This window comes from Paraburkholderia sp. 31.1 (genome assembly GCF_014397645.1).
Taxonomy (GTDB): domain Bacteria; phylum Pseudomonadota; class Gammaproteobacteria; order Burkholderiales; family Burkholderiaceae; genus Paraburkholderia; species Paraburkholderia tuberum.
On the sequence record NZ_VZQN01000021.1, the window covers coordinates 117,948 to 136,771 of the forward strand.

General features: G+C 58.4%; 16 protein-coding genes. 8 read left to right on the top strand and 8 right to left on the bottom strand.

What is annotated here, in order from left to right; translation table 11 throughout:
• Positions 1-183: 183 nt before the first annotated feature.
• Positions 184-1,578 (bottom strand): tRNA uridine-5-carboxymethylaminomethyl(34) synthesis GTPase MnmE, encoded by a 1,395-nt coding sequence (gene mnmE, locus F6X37_RS18115; RefSeq protein ID WP_090802291.1) that lies wholly within the window; start codon positions 1,576-1,578, stop codon positions 184-186.
• Positions 1,579-1,960: 382 nt separating this feature from the next.
• On the opposite strand from mnmE, the gene F6X37_RS18120 reads away from it, so the two are divergent.
• A complete protein-coding gene (locus F6X37_RS18120) occupies positions 1,961-2,368 on the top strand; it encodes a helix-turn-helix domain-containing protein (protein WP_018418931.1) in 408 nt (135 codons plus the stop codon).
• 137 nt (positions 2,369-2,505) lie between these two features.
• Here the strand turns inward: F6X37_RS18120 and yidC are convergent, their stop codons facing one another.
• The 4 genes from yidC to rpmH form a co-directional block, all read right to left on the bottom strand.
• Positions 2,506-4,164 carry a membrane protein insertase YidC gene (gene yidC / locus F6X37_RS18125; RefSeq protein WP_187612268.1) on the bottom strand — a complete coding sequence of 553 codons (1,659 nt, stop codon included), beginning with the start codon at positions 4,162-4,164 and terminating at the stop codon, positions 2,506-2,508.
• Between the two features lie 30 nt (positions 4,165-4,194).
• Entirely contained in the window at positions 4,195-4,425 is a 231-nt protein-coding gene (yidD, locus tag F6X37_RS18130; protein WP_167050029.1) for a membrane protein insertion efficiency factor YidD, read from the bottom strand.
• 112 nt (positions 4,426-4,537) lie between these two features.
• Positions 4,538-5,017 carry a ribonuclease P protein component gene (locus F6X37_RS18135; protein ID WP_409260265.1) on the bottom strand — a complete coding sequence of 160 codons (480 nt, stop codon included), beginning with the start codon at positions 5,015-5,017 and terminating at the stop codon, positions 4,538-4,540.
• Positions 5,018-5,036: 19 nt separating this feature from the next.
• Entirely contained in the window at positions 5,037-5,171 is a 135-nt protein-coding gene (rpmH, locus tag F6X37_RS18140) for a 50S ribosomal protein L34 (protein WP_004198824.1), read from the bottom strand.
• A 383-nt stretch (positions 5,172-5,554) separates the two neighbouring features.
• Here rpmH and dnaA point away from each other — a divergent pair, with 383 nt between their 5' ends.
• The 7 genes from dnaA to F6X37_RS18175 all read left to right on the top strand — a co-directional run bounded on the left by dnaA (position 5,555) and on the right by F6X37_RS18175 (position 16,142).
• The gene (gene dnaA / locus F6X37_RS18145; protein WP_221309137.1) at positions 5,555-7,153 is read left to right on the top strand and encodes a chromosomal replication initiator protein DnaA; all 1,599 of its coding nucleotides are present in this window, start codon (positions 5,555-5,557) and stop codon (positions 7,151-7,153) included.
• 530 nt (positions 7,154-7,683) lie between these two features.
• Entirely contained in the window at positions 7,684-8,787 is a 1,104-nt protein-coding gene (gene dnaN / locus F6X37_RS18150; RefSeq protein ID WP_090802283.1) for a DNA polymerase III subunit beta, read from the top strand.
• Between the two features lie 114 nt (positions 8,788-8,901).
• Entirely contained in the window at positions 8,902-11,373 is a 2,472-nt protein-coding gene (gene gyrB, locus F6X37_RS18155; RefSeq protein WP_187612269.1) for a DNA topoisomerase (ATP-hydrolyzing) subunit B, read from the top strand.
• A gap of 1,096 nt (positions 11,374-12,469) precedes the next feature.
• Positions 12,470-13,243, top strand: a complete 774-nt coding sequence (locus F6X37_RS18160; protein ID WP_187612270.1) for a reverse transcriptase domain-containing protein — start codon at positions 12,470-12,472, stop codon at positions 13,241-13,243.
• Between the two features lie 496 nt (positions 13,244-13,739).
• Positions 13,740-14,042 (top strand): DUF4031 domain-containing protein, encoded by a 303-nt coding sequence (locus F6X37_RS18165; RefSeq protein ID WP_187612271.1) that lies wholly within the window; start codon positions 13,740-13,742, stop codon positions 14,040-14,042.
• Between the two features lie 73 nt (positions 14,043-14,115).
• The gene (locus F6X37_RS18170; protein ID WP_187612272.1) at positions 14,116-15,177 is read left to right on the top strand and encodes a thymidylate synthase; all 1,062 of its coding nucleotides are present in this window, start codon (positions 14,116-14,118) and stop codon (positions 15,175-15,177) included.
• A gap of 32 nt (positions 15,178-15,209) precedes the next feature.
• Complete coding sequence (locus F6X37_RS18175) at positions 15,210-16,142, top strand: hypothetical protein (protein ID WP_187612273.1); 933 nt, start codon at positions 15,210-15,212, stop codon at positions 16,140-16,142.
• Here the strand turns inward: F6X37_RS18175 and F6X37_RS18180 are convergent.
• From F6X37_RS18180 to F6X37_RS18190, 3 genes are all read right to left on the bottom strand, one after another.
• Positions 16,139-17,239 (bottom strand): ImmA/IrrE family metallo-endopeptidase, encoded by a 1,101-nt coding sequence (locus F6X37_RS18180; RefSeq protein WP_187612274.1) that lies wholly within the window; start codon positions 17,237-17,239, stop codon positions 16,139-16,141. The two genes, F6X37_RS18175 and F6X37_RS18180, sit on opposite strands and share 4 nt — an antisense overlap.
• Positions 17,229-17,627, bottom strand: a complete 399-nt coding sequence (locus F6X37_RS18185) for a hypothetical protein (RefSeq protein ID WP_187612275.1) — start codon at positions 17,625-17,627, stop codon at positions 17,229-17,231. Before F6X37_RS18185 ends, F6X37_RS18180 begins: the two co-directional genes overlap by 11 nt.
• A 337-nt stretch (positions 17,628-17,964) precedes the next feature.
• Complete coding sequence (locus F6X37_RS18190) at positions 17,965-18,660, bottom strand: hypothetical protein (protein ID WP_187612276.1); 696 nt, start codon at positions 18,658-18,660, stop codon at positions 17,965-17,967.
• Positions 18,661-18,824: the final 164 nt, after the last annotated feature.

Genomic DNA, 18,824 nt, shown 5'->3' on the forward strand with positions numbered 1-18,824 from the left:
GCTTTGGGGACGCTGTACGTTTAGGCTCGGACAGCTGGATTCTAAACCTTTGCCCGGTTGTGTACCAAAAATCCGGTGGGTTTTTGGTCGACGGAGTGCGATTTTCGCGTGTGCGGCAGCGGTGCCAATTCGGCCGCGAGAGCCTATATGACGGCCGCATTGCGGCGACGCACAAGTTCGGCGTTACTTGCCGATACAGAATCGGCTGAAAATCACGCCGAGCAGATCGTCCGAACTGAACTCACCGGTGATCGAGTTCAGTTGATCCTGCGCGAGCCGCAATTCCTCGGCGAACAGATCGAGCGCCTGCGCGTTCTGCTCCGCATGCACGGCGGCGGTCGCCAGATGCTCGTCGGCCGCGCGCAACGCGATCAGGTGCCGCTCGCGCGCGAGATAGACGCTCTCCGCGCCCGCCTGCCAGCCGGCAATCCGCAGCAGTTCGTCGCGCAGCAGCGCGACGCCGTCACCCTTCTTCGCCGACAGCCGCACCTCGCTAAGTTCGAGGTCGGCGTCGAGCGCCTGCGTCGCGGGCGCGAGCCCTGTCAGGTCGGTCTTGTTCAGCACGCGGACGACGGGCACGCCGCGCGGAAAGCGTCCGGCGATCGTTTCGTCGCCGGCCGTCATTCCGGCGCGCGCGTCGAGCAGATGCAGCACCACGTCCGCGCGCTCGATCTCGCCCCACGTGCGCTCGATGCCGATCTTCTCGACCTCGTCCTCGGTCTCGCGCAGGCCGGCCGTGTCGATCACGTGCAGCGGGATGCCTTCGATCTGGATCGTCTGCGCGACCTTGTCGCGCGTCGTGCCGGCGATCGGCGTGACGATCGCGAGTTCGGCGCCGGCGAGCGCATTCAGCAACGACGACTTGCCGACGTTCGGCTGCCCCGCCAGCACGACCGACAAACCCTCGCGCAGCAACGCGCCCTGGCGCGCCTCGCTCAGCACGTGCGCGAGACGCTCGCGTATGCGCACGAGCTTGCCGCGCGCGTCGGCGGCTTCGAGGAAGTCGATTTCCTCTTCCGGGAAGTCGAGCGTCGCTTCGACCAGCATCCGCAGCGTGATCACCTCTTCGACCAGCGCGTGGATGTCGCGCGAGAACGCGCCGTCGAGCGAGCGGCCGGCCGAACGCGCGGCGGCCTCGGTGCTTGCCTCGATCAGATCGGCGACGGCCTCGGCCTGCGCGAGGTCGAGCTTGTCGTTCAGAAACGCGCGACGCGTGAATTCGCCGGGCTCGGCGAGCCGTAGACCGAACGCGCGGCCGGCGTCGATGCAGCGCTGCAGGACCAATTGCAGCACGACCGGGCCGCCATGGCCTTGCAGTTCAAGCACGTGCTCGCCGGTGTACGAATGCGGCGCCGGAAAGTACAGCGCGATGCCGCGATCGAGCGGATTGCCGCTCGCGTCGAGAAACGGCACGTAGCTCGCGTGACGCGCCGCGAGCGTCTGGCCGGTGAGGGCCTGCATCAACGGCTGGGCCGCCGCCGCGCCAGCGCGGCCGAACGAAATCCGCACGACGCCGATGCCTCCCCGGCCGGGCGCGGTAGCAATGGCAACGATGGGATCGGAGTCGGTCGTGAGCATGTGAAGTCGGGCGAAACGGGAGGGGAGGAGCAGGGCCGCGTCGGTCGAGCCGGCGCGAGGCATTGTAACGCGCGCGCCTCGCACGGAAGCGCTGGCGACAAGGACGCGAAGCGGATGACGTGCCCGTTCGCCCTATCGTTTTGAACAACTCAGATTTATCTCAATTAAGCTAGGATTATTACCGCGCTACTTAGGAATTATTGAGACTCGGCAGGAACTTCAGTTCAGGCAAAGCCAAGCCTGGCAATCGAGAGATGAAAAAAATCAAATTCGCACAACGCGTTATGGGGCGCGCGCTGCAAGCTAAAACTATCTCAAATAAGAGAAAACAAAGCTTGATCGGTTGTCAACTGGCTGAACTCCGAATTGCACAATCTGGCCCATGCCGACCGACAAAGAAAAAGCCGCCTTCGCCAAGAGGCTGAAGGATCTGCTCGAGCCGCTGAAAATCCGCGGCGGGACCAAACTCGCCGAGCAATTCAATCTTCGCTATTACGGCGAGCGGCCCGTGACGCCCCAGACCGCACACAAATGGCTGACGGGCACGACGATCCCGAAGCCGGACAAGTTGCGCACGCTCGCCGAATGGTTGAACGTCAAGGAGCACTGGCTCCATTACGGACCACCGCCCGGCGCCAGCGCACGACCGATGGCACGTGGCGAAAAATATCCGCCGACACCCGAAACGATCGAACTCGCTTCGAAGATCGCATCGTTGACCCCGAAGGACCGGAATCTGGTCGAGGAAATGATCGTGCGTTTTTACGGCGAAGATTCCGACGAAGAGTGAACGACGAAACTCAAGCGCAGCCGCCCGCCGCATTTCCTTCAGCCGCACCATAAAAAAAGCCGCCCGGTTCGCACCGGGCGGCTTTTCGTTTTGAGCTTGCGTCACGGCGGCCCTGCGGGCCGCCACCGGACGGAACATCAGGCCGGCTTCGCCTTCGAGCTGCCCATCATCCGCGTGATGTAGTACTGCTGCGCGATCGACAGCACGTTGTTCACGACGTAGTACAACACGAGACCTGCGGGGAAGAAGAAGAACATCACCGAGAACGCGATCGGCATGAACATCATCATCTTCGCCTGGACTGGGTCCGGCGGCGTCGGGTTCAAGCGGGTCTGCAGGAACATCGACACGGCCATCAGGATCGGCAGGATGAAGTACGGGTCCTGCTGTGACAGATCATGGATCCATAGAATCCACGGCGCGCCGCGCATTTCCACCGACGACAGCAACACCCAGTACAGCGAGATGAACACCGGGATCTGGATCACGACCGGCAGACAGCCGCCGAACGGATTGACCTTCTCGGTCTTGTACAGCTCCATCAGCGCCGCGTTCATCTTCTGCGGATCGCCCTTGAAACGCTCGCGCAGCGCCTGCATGCGCGGCGTGATCGCCTTCATGCGCGCCATTGACTTGTAGCTCGCGGCCGACAGCGGGAAGAACACAGCCTTGATCAGCACCGTGAGCAGCACGATCGACCAGCCCCAGTTGCCGACATAGCCGTGGATCTTCGACAGCAGCCAGAACAGCGGCTTCGCGATGATCGTGACCCAGCCGTAGTCCTTCACCAGATCGAGACCCGGCGCGATACCTGCGAGCATCTTTTCTTCTTCCGGACCGGCGAACAGACGCGCGGACACGCTGACGGTCTGGCCCGGCTGGATGGTCGGCATCGGCTCCTTCATGCCGACGCGATACAGCGACGGATCGATCTTCTCGGCGTAGAACTCGCGCTTCACGCCTTCCTGCGGAATCCAGGCCGACGCGAAGTAGTGCTGGACCATCGCGACCCAGCCGTCGTTGGCCGACGTCGCGAAGTTTTGCTTGTTCTTGTCGAGATCGCTGAACGTCATCTTCTGGAAGTGATGCTCATTCGTGTAGACAGCCGGTCCGATGAACGTGTGCGAGAAGCGCGGCGTTTCGACCGGCTGGTCGTCGCGCACGAGTTCCATATAGAGCTGCGGCGTCACCGGCGTGGTGCCGACGTTCTGGACCTTCGTCTCGACGCCGATCACGTAGCTGCCGCGCGTGAACGTATACGTCTTGATGACCCGGAGGCCGCCCTTTTCCGGCGACTCGAAGCTCATCTGGAACGAGTTCTCGCCGTCGGCCAGATGGGTCGGCTGATTCGGCATCAGCGTAAAGATGTCGTTGTGATTCGGGAAGTCACCGCCGAGCAGGCCAGTGCGCGCCAGATACGTGTGATTGTTCGTTTTGTCGAACAGCGTGATCACGAGATCCGGCTGCTTGCCGTCGCCCTGCTTGACGAGCGACAGGCGCGACAAGGTGGCACCGCGGGTGTCGATTTCGCCGCTATAGACGTCGGTGCCGAACTTCACGAGCTGCGATTGTTCGGCCGCTGGCGCGTTGCCCGGCGCGGCCGCGTTGGTTGTCGGCAGATCGGCTTGCTGGGTGCCCGGTGTCGTGGTGCCCGGCGCGGCGCTGCCGGCGGTCTGGGTCGGCGTCGTGCTCGGGAAGAACATCGACGGGCGTCCGTGGTCGCGTTGCCAGTTGTCGAACAGCATGACAGCTGACATGAAAAAGATGACCCATAGGACGGTGCGTTTGATATCCATGCGTTGTCTCAGTGTCGATGGAACGGCGCGTCAGCGCTTTTCAGAAGTGGGTGGCGGGACGAGATCGATGCCGCCCGCGGAAAACGGGTGGCAGCGGCAAACACGCCTCACGGCGAGATAAGTCCCGCGCGCGGCGCCATGATACTGGATTGCCTCGCGCGCGTAATCAGAGCAGGAAGGGTAAAAACGGCACCGGTTGCCGAGCATGGGGCTCACGGCAAGCTTGTAAAAGCGCAATAAAGCGAAGAGTACCGTTTGCATGGCAGGTGCGGCCGTACGGCGCCGGGCAACGTGAAGTACAGGACAACGCCCGCGCTCTGAAGCTGCCGGCGCAACGCCCATTGCGGCGACCATGGTGCGGGCGGTCACTGCGTCATTCCGTCCTGGGCGCCTCCGCGGGCGGCGCCTGACGACGGGTAATTTCGCGCGCTGCCTTGTCGAGCAGCGCCTCGATTTCGCTGCGGCACAGCGCCTTCAACGGCGGCGACGACGCGCTCGGCAAAGCTTTTTTGTCGAAACGCGTGTGTAGACGCAGCAGCACATCCCAACCGCCGAATTCCGCGCGACGCAGCCGGAAGGCTTCGCGCGCGATCCGGCGCACCAGATTCCGCGTGGCCGCGCGCGGCGCATACTTCTTACCGATCACGAGGCCAAGACGCGCCTCGTTGCCGGTGGGCCGGCCGTACACGACGAAGTGTGCGGTACGGCGCCACGGCCGCAAACGAAAAACGGATGAAAATTCATCCGTTTTTAGCAGCCTTGCGGCTTTGGGGAAGGCGGCTTGCGCTCGCAACGGAACCGAGCCCGGTTGCTGCGCCCCGGCCGCTCCCGCTTCGCCGCGGGTTTCGGTCACAGCGCGCAATCCGCTTGCCTTAGATCGCGAGGCGCTTGCGGCCCTTCGCGCGACGTGCGTTGATGACCTTGCGGCCGCCAGCGGTCTTCATGCGAACGCGGAAGCCATGGGTGCGCTTGCGACGGGTAACGGAAGGTTGGTAAGTACGTTTCATGTTGCTCTCACTTGATCGAAAAAAACCGCGCGATCATCGCTGAAAGCGCAATGGCCGGTGGTTTACTGAAATTGGTTTTCGCGGAACCCGCTATTTAAACTGGTTTTCCGTTGGCCGTCAATAGTTTAGCCGTCGTCTGGCGCAGCCGGGGGATGCCGGACCAAGCGATCGGTCCCTGTGGATAACTCACTTTCGGGTTCGTTTTGGCGTTAGAATCTCGCCTTACTTCCCAAAAATGTTGCACGCCGCTCCGGCACGCTTGTCCCGCAGACCCTTGTGGCACAGGCACCTGGGGCTGTTACGCCTGGCTGCTCAGGGCCTTGTTGCGCGTGCGCGACAGGGGCAGCGGCGACCGCCGTGCACACCATAACGATAGCAACTTGATGAACGAATTCTGGCAACACTGTTCCGCATTGCTGGAGCGTGAGCTTACGCCCCAGCAGTACGTGACGTGGATCAAACCCTTGGCCCCGGTCGCCTTCGACGCCGATGCGAACACGTTGAGCATTGCCGCGCCTAACCGCTTCAAGCTCGACTGGGTCAAGAGCCAGTTCTCCGGCCGCATCGCGGATATGGCCCGCGATTTCTGGCATGCGCCGGTGGACGTGCAATTCGTATTGGATCCGAAGGCAGGCATGCGTAGCCCAACGGCCGCGGCGCCGGCTCCGTCGTCGGCACGCCCGGCTTCGGCCGCGCCGCAGGGCGGTAATGCCGGCGGCGTCGCGGCCGTCGATGCGGCTGTCGGCGCCGTGCACGCCGCGCATGCCGCGCGCGCGAATCCCGCAGCCGCGGCTGCGGCGCTCGCAGCGCAAAACGCTAATTCGCGCAGCGCCGCCGAAGACGTCGCAGACCTCGATCTGCCGAGCCTGGACGCGAACGAAGCCGCCGCCGGACGTCGCACGTGGCGCCCAGGCCAAGGCGTGGGCGCGACGGCATCCAGCGAGAGCGACTCGATGTACGAGCGCTCGAAGCTGAATCCCGTGCTGACCTTCGACAACTTCGTGACCGGTAAGGCGAATCAGCTCGCGCGCGCCGCGGCGATCCAGGTCGCCGACAACCCCGGCATTTCGTATAACCCGCTGTTCCTGTACGGTGGCGTGGGCCTCGGCAAGACACACCTGATCCATGCTATCGGAAATCAGTTGCTGATGGACAAACCCGGCGCGCGGATTCGCTACATCCATGCGGAACAGTACGTGTCCGATGTCGTGAAGGCGTACCAGCGCAAGGCGTTCGACGACTTCAAGCGCTACTACCACTCGCTCGACCTGCTGCTGATCGACGATATTCAGTTCTTCTCGGGCAAGTCGCGCACGCAGGAGGAATTCTTCTACGCTTTTGAGGCGCTGGTCGCCAACAAGGCGCAAGTGATCATCACGAGCGATACGTATCCGAAGGAAATCTCGGGTATCGACGATCGCCTGATCTCGCGCTTCGACTCCGGCCTGACGGTGGCGATCGAGCCGCCCGAACTCGAAATGCGCGTCGCGATTCTGATGCGCAAGGCGCAATCGGAGTTCGTGAGCCTGAATGAGGATGTCGCGTTCTTCGTCGCGAAGCATCTCCGCTCGAACGTGCGCGAGCTCGAGGGCGCGCTGCGCAAGATCCTCGCGTATTCGAAGTTCCACGGCCGCGAAATCACGATCGAACTGACCAAGGAAGCGCTGAAAGACCTGCTGACGGTGCAGAACCGGCAGATTTCGGTGGAAAACATCCAGAAAACGGTCGCCGACTTCTACAGCATCAAGGTCGCGGACATGTATTCGAAGAAGCGTCCGGCGAACATCGCGCGGCCGCGGCAGATCGCGATGTACCTGGCGAAGGAATTGACGCAGAAGAGTCTACCGGAAATCGGCGAGCTTTTCGGCGGGCGCGACCACACGACGGTGCTGCACGCGGTGCGCAAGATCGCCGACGAGCGCAGCAAGGACGCGCAGCTGAATCACGAACTGCACGTGCTGGAGCAGACGCTGAAGGGCTAAACGGGCTGGCCGCACGCGACCGTGAAACGGACGTCGGCGGCAGGAAACGCTGGAAGCGGCTACGCAGTGGTTTGAATGAGGCCGCGAAAACGCTGTAAATCGAGAAACGGGCAGGGGACTCACAACCCGGCGGCGCTGTCGGGTCCGAACGGGAAATGACAAGGAACGCGACGGTAAGCGGGCAGAAGCGACGTAAAAAGCGCGGCAAACCCGTGACGAATTTGCGGCGCAACCGGCCAGAAGTGGCGGAACAAAGAGCCTGCGAAGCGGTAGCGCCGCGCAGCGGCGCGACAAGTCGGCGGCAGCCCGGACCACGCCCTACAAAATCGACCTGTTTATTCCCGAACTCGCCCCCATTTTAGTGAGGCGGTCCCGTTTTCAGGCACAATACAGGTTTAACCGCCCGGCGGCGACGGGCGGATTTCACGCCGTGTCGGGCGCTTTTCAGGGCGCCGGCGGGGAGCCGTGGCTGCGCGCTGAAAAGCTTGTCCCGTAAGGCGTGCAGGCCGTTATATCAACGAAGGAACCCTATGCAACTGGTCAAGACCGAACGCGACAACCTCCTCAGGCCGCTGCAAACCGTGAGCGGCATCGTCGAACGCCGCCATACGTTGCCGATCCTCGCCAATTTGCTGATCACCAAGAACGGTCCTGACGTATCGTTCCTGTCGACCGACCTGGAGTTGCAGATCACCACGCGCGCCGATTTTGGCGTGGGCGGCGATTCGGTCGCGACCACGGTGGCGGCGCGCAAGCTCCTCGACATTCTGCGCGCGATGCCTGACGGCCAGGTCACGCTGACGCTGAACGACAAGCGTCTGACCGTGCAATCCGGCAAGAGCCGCTTTGCGCTGCAGACGCTCGCCGCGGACGAATTCCCGACCGTCGCTCAGGCCAAAGACTACGGCGCGAGCCTGGTGGTTCCTCAAAAGACGTTCCGCCAGCTGCTCGGCATGGTCCATTTCTCGATGGCCCAGCAGGACATCCGCTACTACCTGAACGGCATGCTGCTGGTGGTGGACGGCGATCAGCTGATGGCGGTCGCGACCGACGGTCACCGTCTCGCGTTCTCGTCGATGAAGATCGAGGGCTCCTTCGCGCGCCACGAAGTGATCATTCCGCGCAAGACGATTCTCGAACTGCAGCGCCTGCTCGAAGACATCGACGACACGCTGAAGATTGACATCGCGCAGACGCAGGTCAAGTTCACGTTCGGTCAGGTTGAACTCGTGTCGAAGCTCGTGGAAGGCAAGTTCCCCGACTTCCAGCGCGTGATTCCGAAGTCGCACAAGAACAAATTCCAGATTGGCCGCGAAGAACTGCAGCGTTCGCTGCAACGCGCGGCGATTCTGACGTCGGATAAGTTCAAGGGCGTGCGCTGCATCGTCGAGCCGGGCCAGTTGAAGATCATGTCGACCAACGCCGATCAGGAAGAGGCGCAGGAAGAACTGGAAATCGCATACGACGGCGACAGCGTCGATATCGGGTTCAACGTCACGTATCTGCTCGACGTGCTCGCGAATTTGAAGGTCGACATGCTGCAGGTGAGCCTGGGTGATGCCAGCTCCAGCGCGTTGATCACGATTCCCGAGAACGACGAATTCAAGTACGTGGTGATGCCAATGCGCATCTGACGCGTCCAACATCAAGAAGAACACCAAGGGGCGCAGCGCCCCTTTGGCGTTTTTATGGCGTTTTGAAAAGTCCAGAGCAGCAACCTTGCAGTAACGCAGAACCGGAAAAAATCCATGACTGAAACGAACAATACGCAGCCCGATAACAGCTACGGCGCCTCGTCCATCCAGATCCTCGAAGGTCTGGAAGCCGTGCGCAAGCGGCCTGGGATGTACATCGGGGATACATCGGATGGCACCGGTTTGCACCACCTCGTGTTCGAAGTGCTCGACAACTCGATCGACGAAGCGCTCGCCGGCCATTGCAACGACATCCAGGTGATCATCCACGCGGACAACTCCGTGTCGATCACCGACAACGGCCGCGGCGTGCCGACCGGCCTCAAGATGGACGACAAGCACGATCCGAAGCGCAGCGCCGCCGAAATCGTGATGACCGAGCTGCACGCCGGCGGCAAGTTCGACCAGAACAGCTACAAGGTGTCGGGCGGCCTGCACGGCGTGGGCGTGTCGTGCGTGAACGCGCTGTCGGCGTGGTTGCGCCTCACCGTGCGCCGCGACGGCAAGAAGCACTTCATGGAATTCCACCGTGGTGTGCCGCAGAACCGCGTGCTCGAAGAGATCGACGGCGTGACCACGTCGCCGATACAGGTGATCGGCGACACCGAAAACCGCGGCACCGAAGTGCATTTCATGGCCGATGAAAAGATTTTCGGCAATGTTGAATACCACTACGACATTCTCGCGAAGCGGATTCGTGAGCTTTCGTTCCTCAATAACGGCGTGCGGATTCGATTGGTGGATCAGCGCTCGGGTAAGGAAGAGGATTTCGCGTTCGTCGGCGGCGTGAAGGGTTTTGTCGAGTACATCAACAAGAACAAGTCCGTGCTGCACCCGAACATCTTCCACATCATCGGCGAGAAGGATGGTGTGGGCGTCGAAGTGGCGATGCAGTGGAACGACAGCTACAACGAAAACGTGCTGTGCTTCACGAACAACATTCCGCAGCGCGATGGCGGCACGCACCTTACCGGTCTGCGTGCGGCGATGACGCGCGTGCTGAACAAGTACATCGCCGATCACGAAGTCGCGAAGAAGGCGAAGGTCGAAACGTCGGGCGATGACATGCGTGAAGGGCTGTCGTGCGTGCTGTCGGTGAAGGTGCCGGAGCCGAAGTTCAGCTCGCAGACGAAGGACAAGCTGGTGTCGTCGGAAGTGCGCGCGCCGGTGGAAGAAGTGGTCGCAAAGGCGCTCGAGGAATTCCTGCTCGAGACGCCGGGCGACGCGAAGATCATCTGCGGCAAGATCGTCGATGCGGCGCGTGCGCGCGACGCGGCGCGCAAGGCGCGTGAGATGACGCGCCGTAAGGGCGTGCTCGATGGCGTCGGTTTGCCCGGCAAGCTCGCCGATTGCCAGGAGAAGGATCCGGCGAAGTCGGAGATTTATATCGTCGAGGGTGACTCGGCGGGTGGGTCGGCGAAGCAGGGGCGTGATCGGAAGTTTCAGGCTATCTTGCCGCTGCGCGGCAAGGTGCTGAACGTCGAGAAGGCGCGCTACGACAAGCTGCTTTCTTCCGAGCAGATCGTTACGCTGATTACCGCGCTTGGCTGCGGGATCGGCAAGGAAGATTACAACCTCGACAAGCTGCGCTATCACCGCATCATCATCATGACCGATGCTGACGTCGATGGCGCGCACATCCGGACGCTGTTGTTGACGTTCTTCTATCGGCAGATGCCGGAGATGATCGAGCGCGGGTATATCTATATCGCGCAGCCGCCGCTTTACAAGATCAAGGCGGGGAAGGATGAGCGGTATCTGAAGGATGAGTCGGAAGTCAACGCTCATATTCTTCGGCTCGCGTTGCAGGGGTCGGAGTTGGTGGCTTCTGAAGGTGCGACTCCGATTACCGGGGATGCGTTGGGTGAGTTGGCTCGGGCTTATCTGTTGGCGCAGGCAGTGGTTGACCGGTTGAGCCGGCTGTATGACGCTGGTGCGCTCGAGGCGGTGATGGATGGCGTCGTTATCGACCTCTCCAGCGAGCAGGCGGCCGAAGCTTCGGCTCGCGCGCTTGAGGCGAAGCTGCGGGATGATGCGCTGAAGCCGGAAGTGCGCGTTACGACGATGTATGACCCGGTGCGGGAGCTGCGCTCGCTGCGCGTCGCGCGGACGCATCATGGGAATCAGAAGATTTCTGTGATCGATGAAGAGTTTCAGTTGACTGCGGATTATCAGCAGCTTGTGACCACCGCTAATACGTTCAAGGGGTTGATCGGCTCTGGCGCTGTGATCAAGCGTGGGGAGCGGAGTATGGCTGTCACCGACTTTAAGAGTGCGATGAAGTGGCTGCTGGCTGATGCTGAGAGGAATATGTCCAAGCAGCGCTATAAAGGCCTCGGGGAGATGAATCCGGAGCAGCTTTGGGAGACGACTATGGATCCTGCGGTGCGGCGTCTTCTGAGGGTGCAGATTGAGGATGCTATTGCTGCTGATGGCATCTTTACTACGCTCATGGGGGATGATGTGGAGCCGCGCAGGGCTTTTATTGAGTCGAATGCGTTGAGGGCGGGGAATATCGACGTTTGAGGGTGTTGTAGCGGGAACCATAATGTGAGATTTTGGGAAGCATCCATTGAGATATTTATCGATGGATGCGCTCCGATAGCTCATACGACGGCGCCTAACTAATTCAAAAGCAGCAGGAACGAGAGCCATAGTTTTGAGGTGGCCCCGTTTTCTTAGTCGCGGCAGCACATGGGGGGTAGCTTGTCAGCTCAACTTCTCGCTGGTCCGCGATGCCCAATGTACTGAAAGCGATTCAGCCTGCGATAGCGTCGCCCAGTTCACGCACAGCAGCTTCGTTGGCCGCCCGGGCATCCGCTTCTTGAAGATAGACGCGCGGCGCTCACGGTCTCCGAAATTCTCCAAGCGGCCATGGCTGTTGATACGCTCCTATCTGACGCGGGCAAAAGCGTGGAATCTGACAAAATCGGTGACGGTGGAGTGAGTTGACGGATGTGGCGGGTGTGTGTGCTGAGTTGCATTAATTTCGGTTACGAGGCCTCGATTTAGTTTCGGTTACGGGGGCTCTTACCTGCCGCTGAGCCTTACCTGACAGGACGTAACCAGAATTAATGTCAAAAGGGCGCTGGAGCTTTTTCCAGCGCCCTTTTTTTGCGCTCACACCCTCGATTTCCTTTCGCAGCTTGCTCGCTCCCGGAAGGCGGTGCCTCGCTAGCTGCTCCCCACAAGACCGCGCGGTGGTGACCCGAGCACCGCAGGGACAACCTACCTTCCGCACCCGTAATCAGCCGCCCGCACCTGAAATCACGCGTTTTTACCGATTGCGCATTTTTTTAAGTCATATTTACTTGCGTGTTTCGGTGCATTTTGGTAGTGTTTATCTTCCCGGCGATAGGCACCATGTTGGCGTCTATCCTCCATTGCGTCACTATGTGATATCGCGATATAGCATTGCGGATAATATTTCCAATATGCATATCAGTTTTGATTTGTAGTCATTGCGCACAGCGCTAGACAAGCCGGGATTGAATGGAGAAAGCTGCTATGAAAAAATTTACTTTCGTACAGCGTCTAGTTCTTGCTCTGATTCCCTTTGCGACCGAACTCGTTCGGCTCGCAGAGGACATCGTCAAGAACACGACTGCTAATTATAAAAATTATGGAACCTCGTTGGGATTCCAAGTTTGAGCTGAAGCCTGGGAAGTGGGTCTTCGTTCCCAATGGCGACACGATAGAGCTTGGGGCAAAAATCAAAGACGAACTACGCCAACGCTGGAAGGCGCCCGCGTACTACTACCATCTTCGTCAGGGTGGCCACGTTGCAGCGTTGAAGGCCCACCTTGGGCAGACCTGTTTTATTCACGTCGACATCGAGAACTTCTTTCAGCGTATAAACCGCAGCCGGGTAACTCGTGTCCTGAAAGGGATGTACAGCTATGCAGAAGCTCGAGATATTGCGAATCTCTCGACGGTCCGATTGCCTGAGGATGCGCAAAAGCGCTACATACTGCCGTATGGATTTGTTCAATCCACTTTGCTTGCGAGCATCTGCCTCCGTAAAAGTGCACTGGGCAATTACCTGAAACAGCTCTCTGCGACCGACGGCATTGAGGTAAGCGTTTATGTTGATGACATAATCATCTCTCTGAACGACGAAGCACTGGCGGAAAATATTTTCGCTGACGTTAAGCGCATGGCCGAGAAGAGCGGTTTCGATTTAAATCAAAAGAAAGAGCAGAGACCGGCTGACAAAATCAGCGCTTTCAATATCGAGTTGTCGCAGAATTCTCTGCATGTATTGCCTGACAGGTGGCACGCGTTTCTCGATGCGATGCGTGAAGACGGGAATCCCCATCGACACCAAGCCATCCTCGGGTATGTAGACTCGGTGAACCCGGCTCAAGCCAATCAGCTTCAGGCAGAGATGCTCTGATACCTCCGCATCGGATTAGGCGTGACACCTTGACCGAGCGTGCCAGCGCCTCGAACAAGTTCAGCTAGTTAGTGCGGCAAACGAGCCAATCCAATCAGGTTCTACTGGGAGCACGTGGCGGCTGCCAGCCTGCAACGGGTCCGACATGGACTTTTATGTCTTGCGCGAATTCCTTCTGCCTGTCAGGTGGGCCGAGGTAAAGAACTGCGGTGCAGCTCTTCGCTAGCTCTCGATAAATCTCTGGGTCAGTCGCGCACCCGACTCGCCACAAGATGCAGTCGAACTGCGGCGCTGGTGACTCCAACGAAAGCGTCGATGTAGATTTTCTGCCCCGAGTATGCTCCATGGATGAGTTCCTCGGGTGTGAACTCTCTTTAGGCCGAGCAGGCATGCATCATTCTGCGGATACGGATAAGCGTTAGGACGTTTTTTCCGGTTTCGGGTATCATCTCCGGAGAGTAAGGTAAAAATAAAAGCTTTCTGCGAGGGAGAGACCGTGGTGGTCTATGTAGATAACGCTCGAATAGCGTGGCGTGGCCGCCAGTGGTGCCATTTGGTTGCCGATTCGCTCGATGAACTGCATGGTTTCGCGAAGTCCTTAGGATTGAAGCGCGGTTGGTTTCAAGCGAAAGCGTCGTTGCCACACTACGACGTGACTGTCGAAGTTAGAGACTTGGCGATGAGTCGGGGTGCCATGCAGGCCGACCGACGCACGCTCGTCTCGCGTGGCCGCCAATTGAAACTCGAACTTCATGAATCGCTCGCAAGAGCAAATGCTCAGTTGAGGCTGTTTGACTGAGATTTGAGTTTCGTGCTGTCTAATTTTTTCGGCTTCGCAGGCGATAGACCGCGCCTAGCTTGCTGCCCTCGCCATGTACCTGACTGCAGACACAATCGATGACCTGCTGAATAAGGTTTATCGTCGCCTTCTGAGAAAGCGCGGTGCCGGTGACATCGTTCCCACGAAAGGCGCCAATACCGAAATATACGGTGCGCTTTTACTCTTAAAAAACCCGCGGGCCAGGCTAAGCCAGAGCGAAAGAAAAAATACTGTTTTCAGCTGCCTCGGCGAATTCCTCTGGTACCTATCCGGGTCTAACAAACTGGACTTCATCCAGTATTACATCAAGTCATACTCGGAATTTTCTGACGATAACGAGACGATTTTCGGTGCCTACGGCCCACGCTTATTCGGCTCCGATAAGGCCCCGAACCAAGTACAGAACGTCATTGAGACGCTCCGAGCAAGCTCCACATCTCGCCGGGCCGCCATTCAGCTCTACCATGGCGAAGACCTTGCCCAAAATCTCGAGAAGAGGCGCAAGGACCTTCCGTGCACATGCACGCTGCAATTCACAGTCAGAGGCCATCAACTACACGCAATGGTCATGATGCGTTCGAACGATGCATTCATGGGACTGCCGCACGACATCTTCGCCTTCACGATGCTGCAAGAACTCATCGCCCGCTCTTTGGGAGTTGAGGTCGGACAATACAAGCACGCGGTCGGCAGTCTTCATCTTTATGCAACGGACATACAGTCCGTGCTCGACTACCTCGACGAGGGTTATCAAGAGCGCGTTTTGATGCCTCACATGCCAGCAGAAGACCCTTGGCCGACGGTAGCGAAGGTACTGGAGGCAGAGCGCATGGTCCGACAAGGGAAGCAGCCAGAACTCGACCAGCTTCCGTCGTACTGGGCGGACCTAGCGCGGTTGTTGCAGGTATATCGCTATTCCCGCAAAGGGGCCCGCCAAGCTGACCGAGAAAAGCTGGCCGACATTAAGGCGCAAATGACCACCGACGTCTACGACTTGCACATTGCAAAGCGTCAGCGACAAGCGCCCATGCCTGTTCCGTCTACCCCGCTGTTGTTTGATGGCGCAGCACTTGATGCTCAGCAGCCAGCGAGCGCCGACTCAAATAAACGATAGTTGATAGAAACCACACGTTCGACGGCTCACACATGAAGAATCCTGTTCTCACGAAAAAGCTCGACGCTATCCTTTCCGCCTACCGTCTTGACGGTAAAGTTCTGCCGGGAATATCAAAAGTTGAAGAGCGCGAGGCCTTGGTCGCCCAAATCGTCGACAGCGTCGCACGCATCGACTACGTGAAGCTAATCGCAAAGCGCCCAATCTCGCTCATGCGTCTTGACCCAAAGAACGCCGAGATGTTTGACCCATTGCGCGCTGCCATTCATCACATGCGCAATGGCAACGTTGACGAGGCGTTTTGGCTGGTATTTCTTTTCGTTGTTTGCGGCAAGCACCTGACAAAAGGCTATGGTCTTCTGCGAATGGTCTACGGCGCCTACAACGACAAATTTACTTGGACTTGGGAGAAATTCTCGAAGAATCCAGGCCAATTTACGTTGTGGCTTCATCAGCATCTGGATGACATCGAAGCTCAGAAGCAAGACTTCCCGTTCGGGAACCACCGCAAGTATGAGAGTCGACGGGAGCTTGACATCGTTCTCAAGAGCTACGCCGAATGGATTGGCCCGAAACGGTCACATGCAGCCTTCATCGCAGATGCAAAAGCAAAGGCAAAATCTGGAAACGACCCGAAGAAGTTGTTCGACTATTTGTACAAAAAAATGAAGGCGGTCAAGCAATTTGGTCGAGCAGGTAAGTTTGATTATCTGACGATGATTGGCAAGGTGGGGCTTATCGACATTGAGCCGCCGTCAGCTTACATGGTTGGCGCAACAGGTCCTGAGCGCGGTGCACGCCTGCTTTTCAGCGGAGCGGTCGACAACAAGACATATTCGAAGAAAGAACTGGATGTACTCGCAATCCAACTCGGAAACGCTCTGGGCGTCGGTATGCAAGTGATTGAAGACTCAATTTGCAACTGGCAAAAGAGTCCTGCGAAGTACGAACCATTCCGGGGTTAAACGGCGTTCCACTTATAACGATTTTTCAAATTGTTATAGATTTTTTGGCTGACCAGTCCACGGAATTGCATCTGTCCAACGACAATGCCATACGATACGCCAGCGTCCCGAGCGAGACGCATGATGCCCTTGAGCGACTTCGACGCCGTCGGTAGACGTGCCTGGAGATGAACGGGAATAAGTTGCTCCGTAGCAAACTTATTAGCCTCATCTTCCTGGGGAGACATTGGCCCGTCCGATGTCTCGAGAATCATCAGGTCTGCGTCCCAATGCAAAACTAAGTGTCCCGCTTCATGGAAGAAGGAAAACCAGAACTGGTCATCACTCAGGTATCGGAACGACAGCAGTAGGACCGCTTTGTCGGGGCCACCAAAAAAAGTAGCTCCGCTCGCGCGGCAACCTTTCGGGGCCTTCACAACGACAACTGCGACGCCAGCCTCAGCACAAAGCTGCTGAAGCTTCGGTAGAAATTCCGATGGGCTGGGAATGTTAGTCAGTGCCCGAATCTTCGAAAGCTGAGATTCAAAGAGCGCGGGACTCCACTTTTTGCACTCGATTTTTTCTGCTTCAAGTTCGCCACGGCGCAGCCACGCTGCGGTCGCGACCTCATCCTCCTCGAACGTTGCACTCGTACGAAACGCAGCTGCGCCTTTCGTATCTGAATACGTACGACGCCAAGCATCCAGGTTCGGCACATCGAAGAACTCAAGGCATCGGCGAAGCTTCTCCCGCTTGTCCCTGGTTGGCTCGACCCAACCGAATTCCTGCATCTGCCTTAACGGCAGGCTCCTGAACCACGCCTGACACTCGTCGCCTTCTGGGTCGACACTATCTGCAAGCTCAGCCAACTGCTCCCGATACTGTTCTTCACGACTCAGCCAGAATCCAGCCGAACCGCCAAGGTCGGCCGCGAGACGAGCGGCTATGTGAGCCGTAAGAGCACATTTACCCTGGAGGAGACTATCAAAGTCTTCGTCAGACATATCGACGGAATGCGCCATGCGCGCCGAAGCTATGCCTCGCGACTGCATCAAATCGCTGATGGTGCGACCTGGCGGAACCGCCCACATCGGTGCGAATTCGGCTTCAGCTCTCATGTGTACGCTCGATTGATAGGATTTTCACCCGCGTCACCTGCGCCCAGTCCAACGCTCCCAGGGCACCAAGAGGAGGTCTATTGTTTGCCACCGCAAGCATACGGTAACCCCCGGCGATGAAGATAACAATCCGGTCGTGCACTGTCTCGTCAAAACGTCCGAAGCCAATCTCAACGAACTCCATCGGCGAGTTCGCCGCACGCAAGTCCGCTAGCCGAGCATGGATTGACGGTCCGGCGACCTCCCCGTACTTCCGTTTTGCCGAAACCGTGCTCTCACACACCTTCCGGAGCCTCTCGTCTTGAAACGCCAGTTTTATGGGCATCTTATTGGCTATGCCGGCGGCCGAGAAGCTGGCCAGCCTGAACGCTCGCATGGCGAGTGTCATCGTCTTGATGGATTGCGCGAGCTTGAGGGGAACTGCAAGCCATTGGCTAGAGAACCCTGACGCACGCTTCAAGCGCGATATCTTACCAATAATTCAGTATATGCCGCAGGCGCACGATTGAGACGGTAGTTTTCCGGCTTGCGGCCGTGACATCCGCCCCCCATACTGACAGACAGCCCGGCGCCCTGTTACGATGTCGCAGACAACACGGTGCGCGCCGGGTGAACGGCCTGATGAGCGCTCACTGGCCGCCGACGCGGCCATGTACCGAGACAGATGCAACAAGCATCGAAGCTAACCTATGCCGCCCCTCGTCTCACATTGATTCTGTGCCATCCTATCGTCCGCCCAAAAATTTCGAAGTGGCGATGCCATATTCGCATACCTCGTCACTCTCAACATCTTGGAGGGAGAGCCACGGAGTGCTATCACATTGATGAGGCTCACGTATTCTTAGTTCATGCCGACAACTGGTATAGAACGGACAGCGCGATGGCTCAGGATTTGGCTTACCGGATTTGTAGTCTCCGCTCAGATACGCAAACATATAATGGAACGTGGCAAAGAGAAGTTTTCTTTGAGCGAGAGCCTCTCGGTCATTCGCCGGGTCACCTTCAAGAAACGTCACCTTGTCTTTCTGAACGCAGTGCTCATCACCTTTACTTTCAAGAAATAACATCGGTGCACCGTAGCGCGAGCGCGCTGCGACCCAACTCTGCTTCTTCCCGATGTCAGTGGCTGCAAACTCTAGTTCAAAAAATAGGTCTTCTTTGCGAAAAGCTAAGTTCTGACGTAAAGTCGCCGTAAGTCTGTGCACCGCATACGTCATCCTCTCGTCTTTATCGAACCCGTCTTCGAATATTTTTAGCGTTGCAAGAGCGTCCGGAAGCAGTTTTTCGAACAATTCTATTGCAGCAGTCCGCACTGCCGCCTCTCCGTCCTCTCCCGCTATGCATGCAGCCTCCCCACACTTGAGCATTTCGACGAGCTTCTGAGGCGGGTCCGGAAACTGGAGCGCCGCGAGCGCTGCCAATAAGATGCATCGTTTAGAAATCCTCGGAGCTATAGCTCATAGCGTTATACATAAGTCCTTAGCCGAGCCCGTCGCGGAGCGCGCGTAGCGTGTCAGCGGCAGCGAGTACCTGATCGAGCCCTCGCCAGATGGTCTTGGCACCCGGTTCACCGTCGCTCTTTCGG

What these genes read in the sequence shown, in the direction of transcription:
- mnmE (WP_090802291.1), bottom strand. Translation starts at nt 1,578, where the DNA reads ATGCTCACGACCGACTCCGATCCCATCGTTGCCATTGCTACCGCGCCC.
- yidD (WP_167050029.1), bottom strand. Translation starts at nt 4,425, where the DNA reads ATGCAAACGGTACTCTTCGCTTTATTGCGCTTTTACAAGCTTGCCGTG.
- gyrB (WP_187612269.1), top strand. Translation starts at nt 8,902, where the DNA reads ATGACTGAAACGAACAATACGCAGCCCGATAACAGCTACGGCGCCTCG.
- F6X37_RS18170 (WP_187612272.1), top strand. Translation starts at nt 14,116, where the DNA reads ATGTACCTGACTGCAGACACAATCGATGACCTGCTGAATAAGGTTTAT.
- rpmH (WP_004198824.1), bottom strand. Translation starts at nt 5,171, where the DNA reads ATGAAACGTACTTACCAACCTTCCGTTACCCGTCGCAAGCGCACCCAT.
- yidC (WP_187612268.1), bottom strand. Translation starts at nt 4,164, where the DNA reads ATGGATATCAAACGCACCGTCCTATGGGTCATCTTTTTCATGTCAGCT.
- F6X37_RS18185 (WP_187612275.1), bottom strand. Translation starts at nt 17,627, where the DNA reads ATGACACTCGCCATGCGAGCGTTCAGGCTGGCCAGCTTCTCGGCCGCC.
- F6X37_RS18180 (WP_187612274.1), bottom strand. Translation starts at nt 17,239, where the DNA reads ATGAGAGCTGAAGCCGAATTCGCACCGATGTGGGCGGTTCCGCCAGGT.
- F6X37_RS18120 (WP_018418931.1), top strand. Translation starts at nt 1,961, where the DNA reads ATGCCGACCGACAAAGAAAAAGCCGCCTTCGCCAAGAGGCTGAAGGAT.
- dnaA (WP_221309137.1), top strand. Translation starts at nt 5,555, where the DNA reads ATGAACGAATTCTGGCAACACTGTTCCGCATTGCTGGAGCGTGAGCTT.
- F6X37_RS18175 (WP_187612273.1), top strand. Translation starts at nt 15,210, where the DNA reads ATGAAGAATCCTGTTCTCACGAAAAAGCTCGACGCTATCCTTTCCGCC.
- dnaN (WP_090802283.1), top strand. Translation starts at nt 7,684, where the DNA reads ATGCAACTGGTCAAGACCGAACGCGACAACCTCCTCAGGCCGCTGCAA.
- F6X37_RS18160 (WP_187612270.1), top strand. Translation starts at nt 12,470, where the DNA reads ATGGAACCTCGTTGGGATTCCAAGTTTGAGCTGAAGCCTGGGAAGTGG.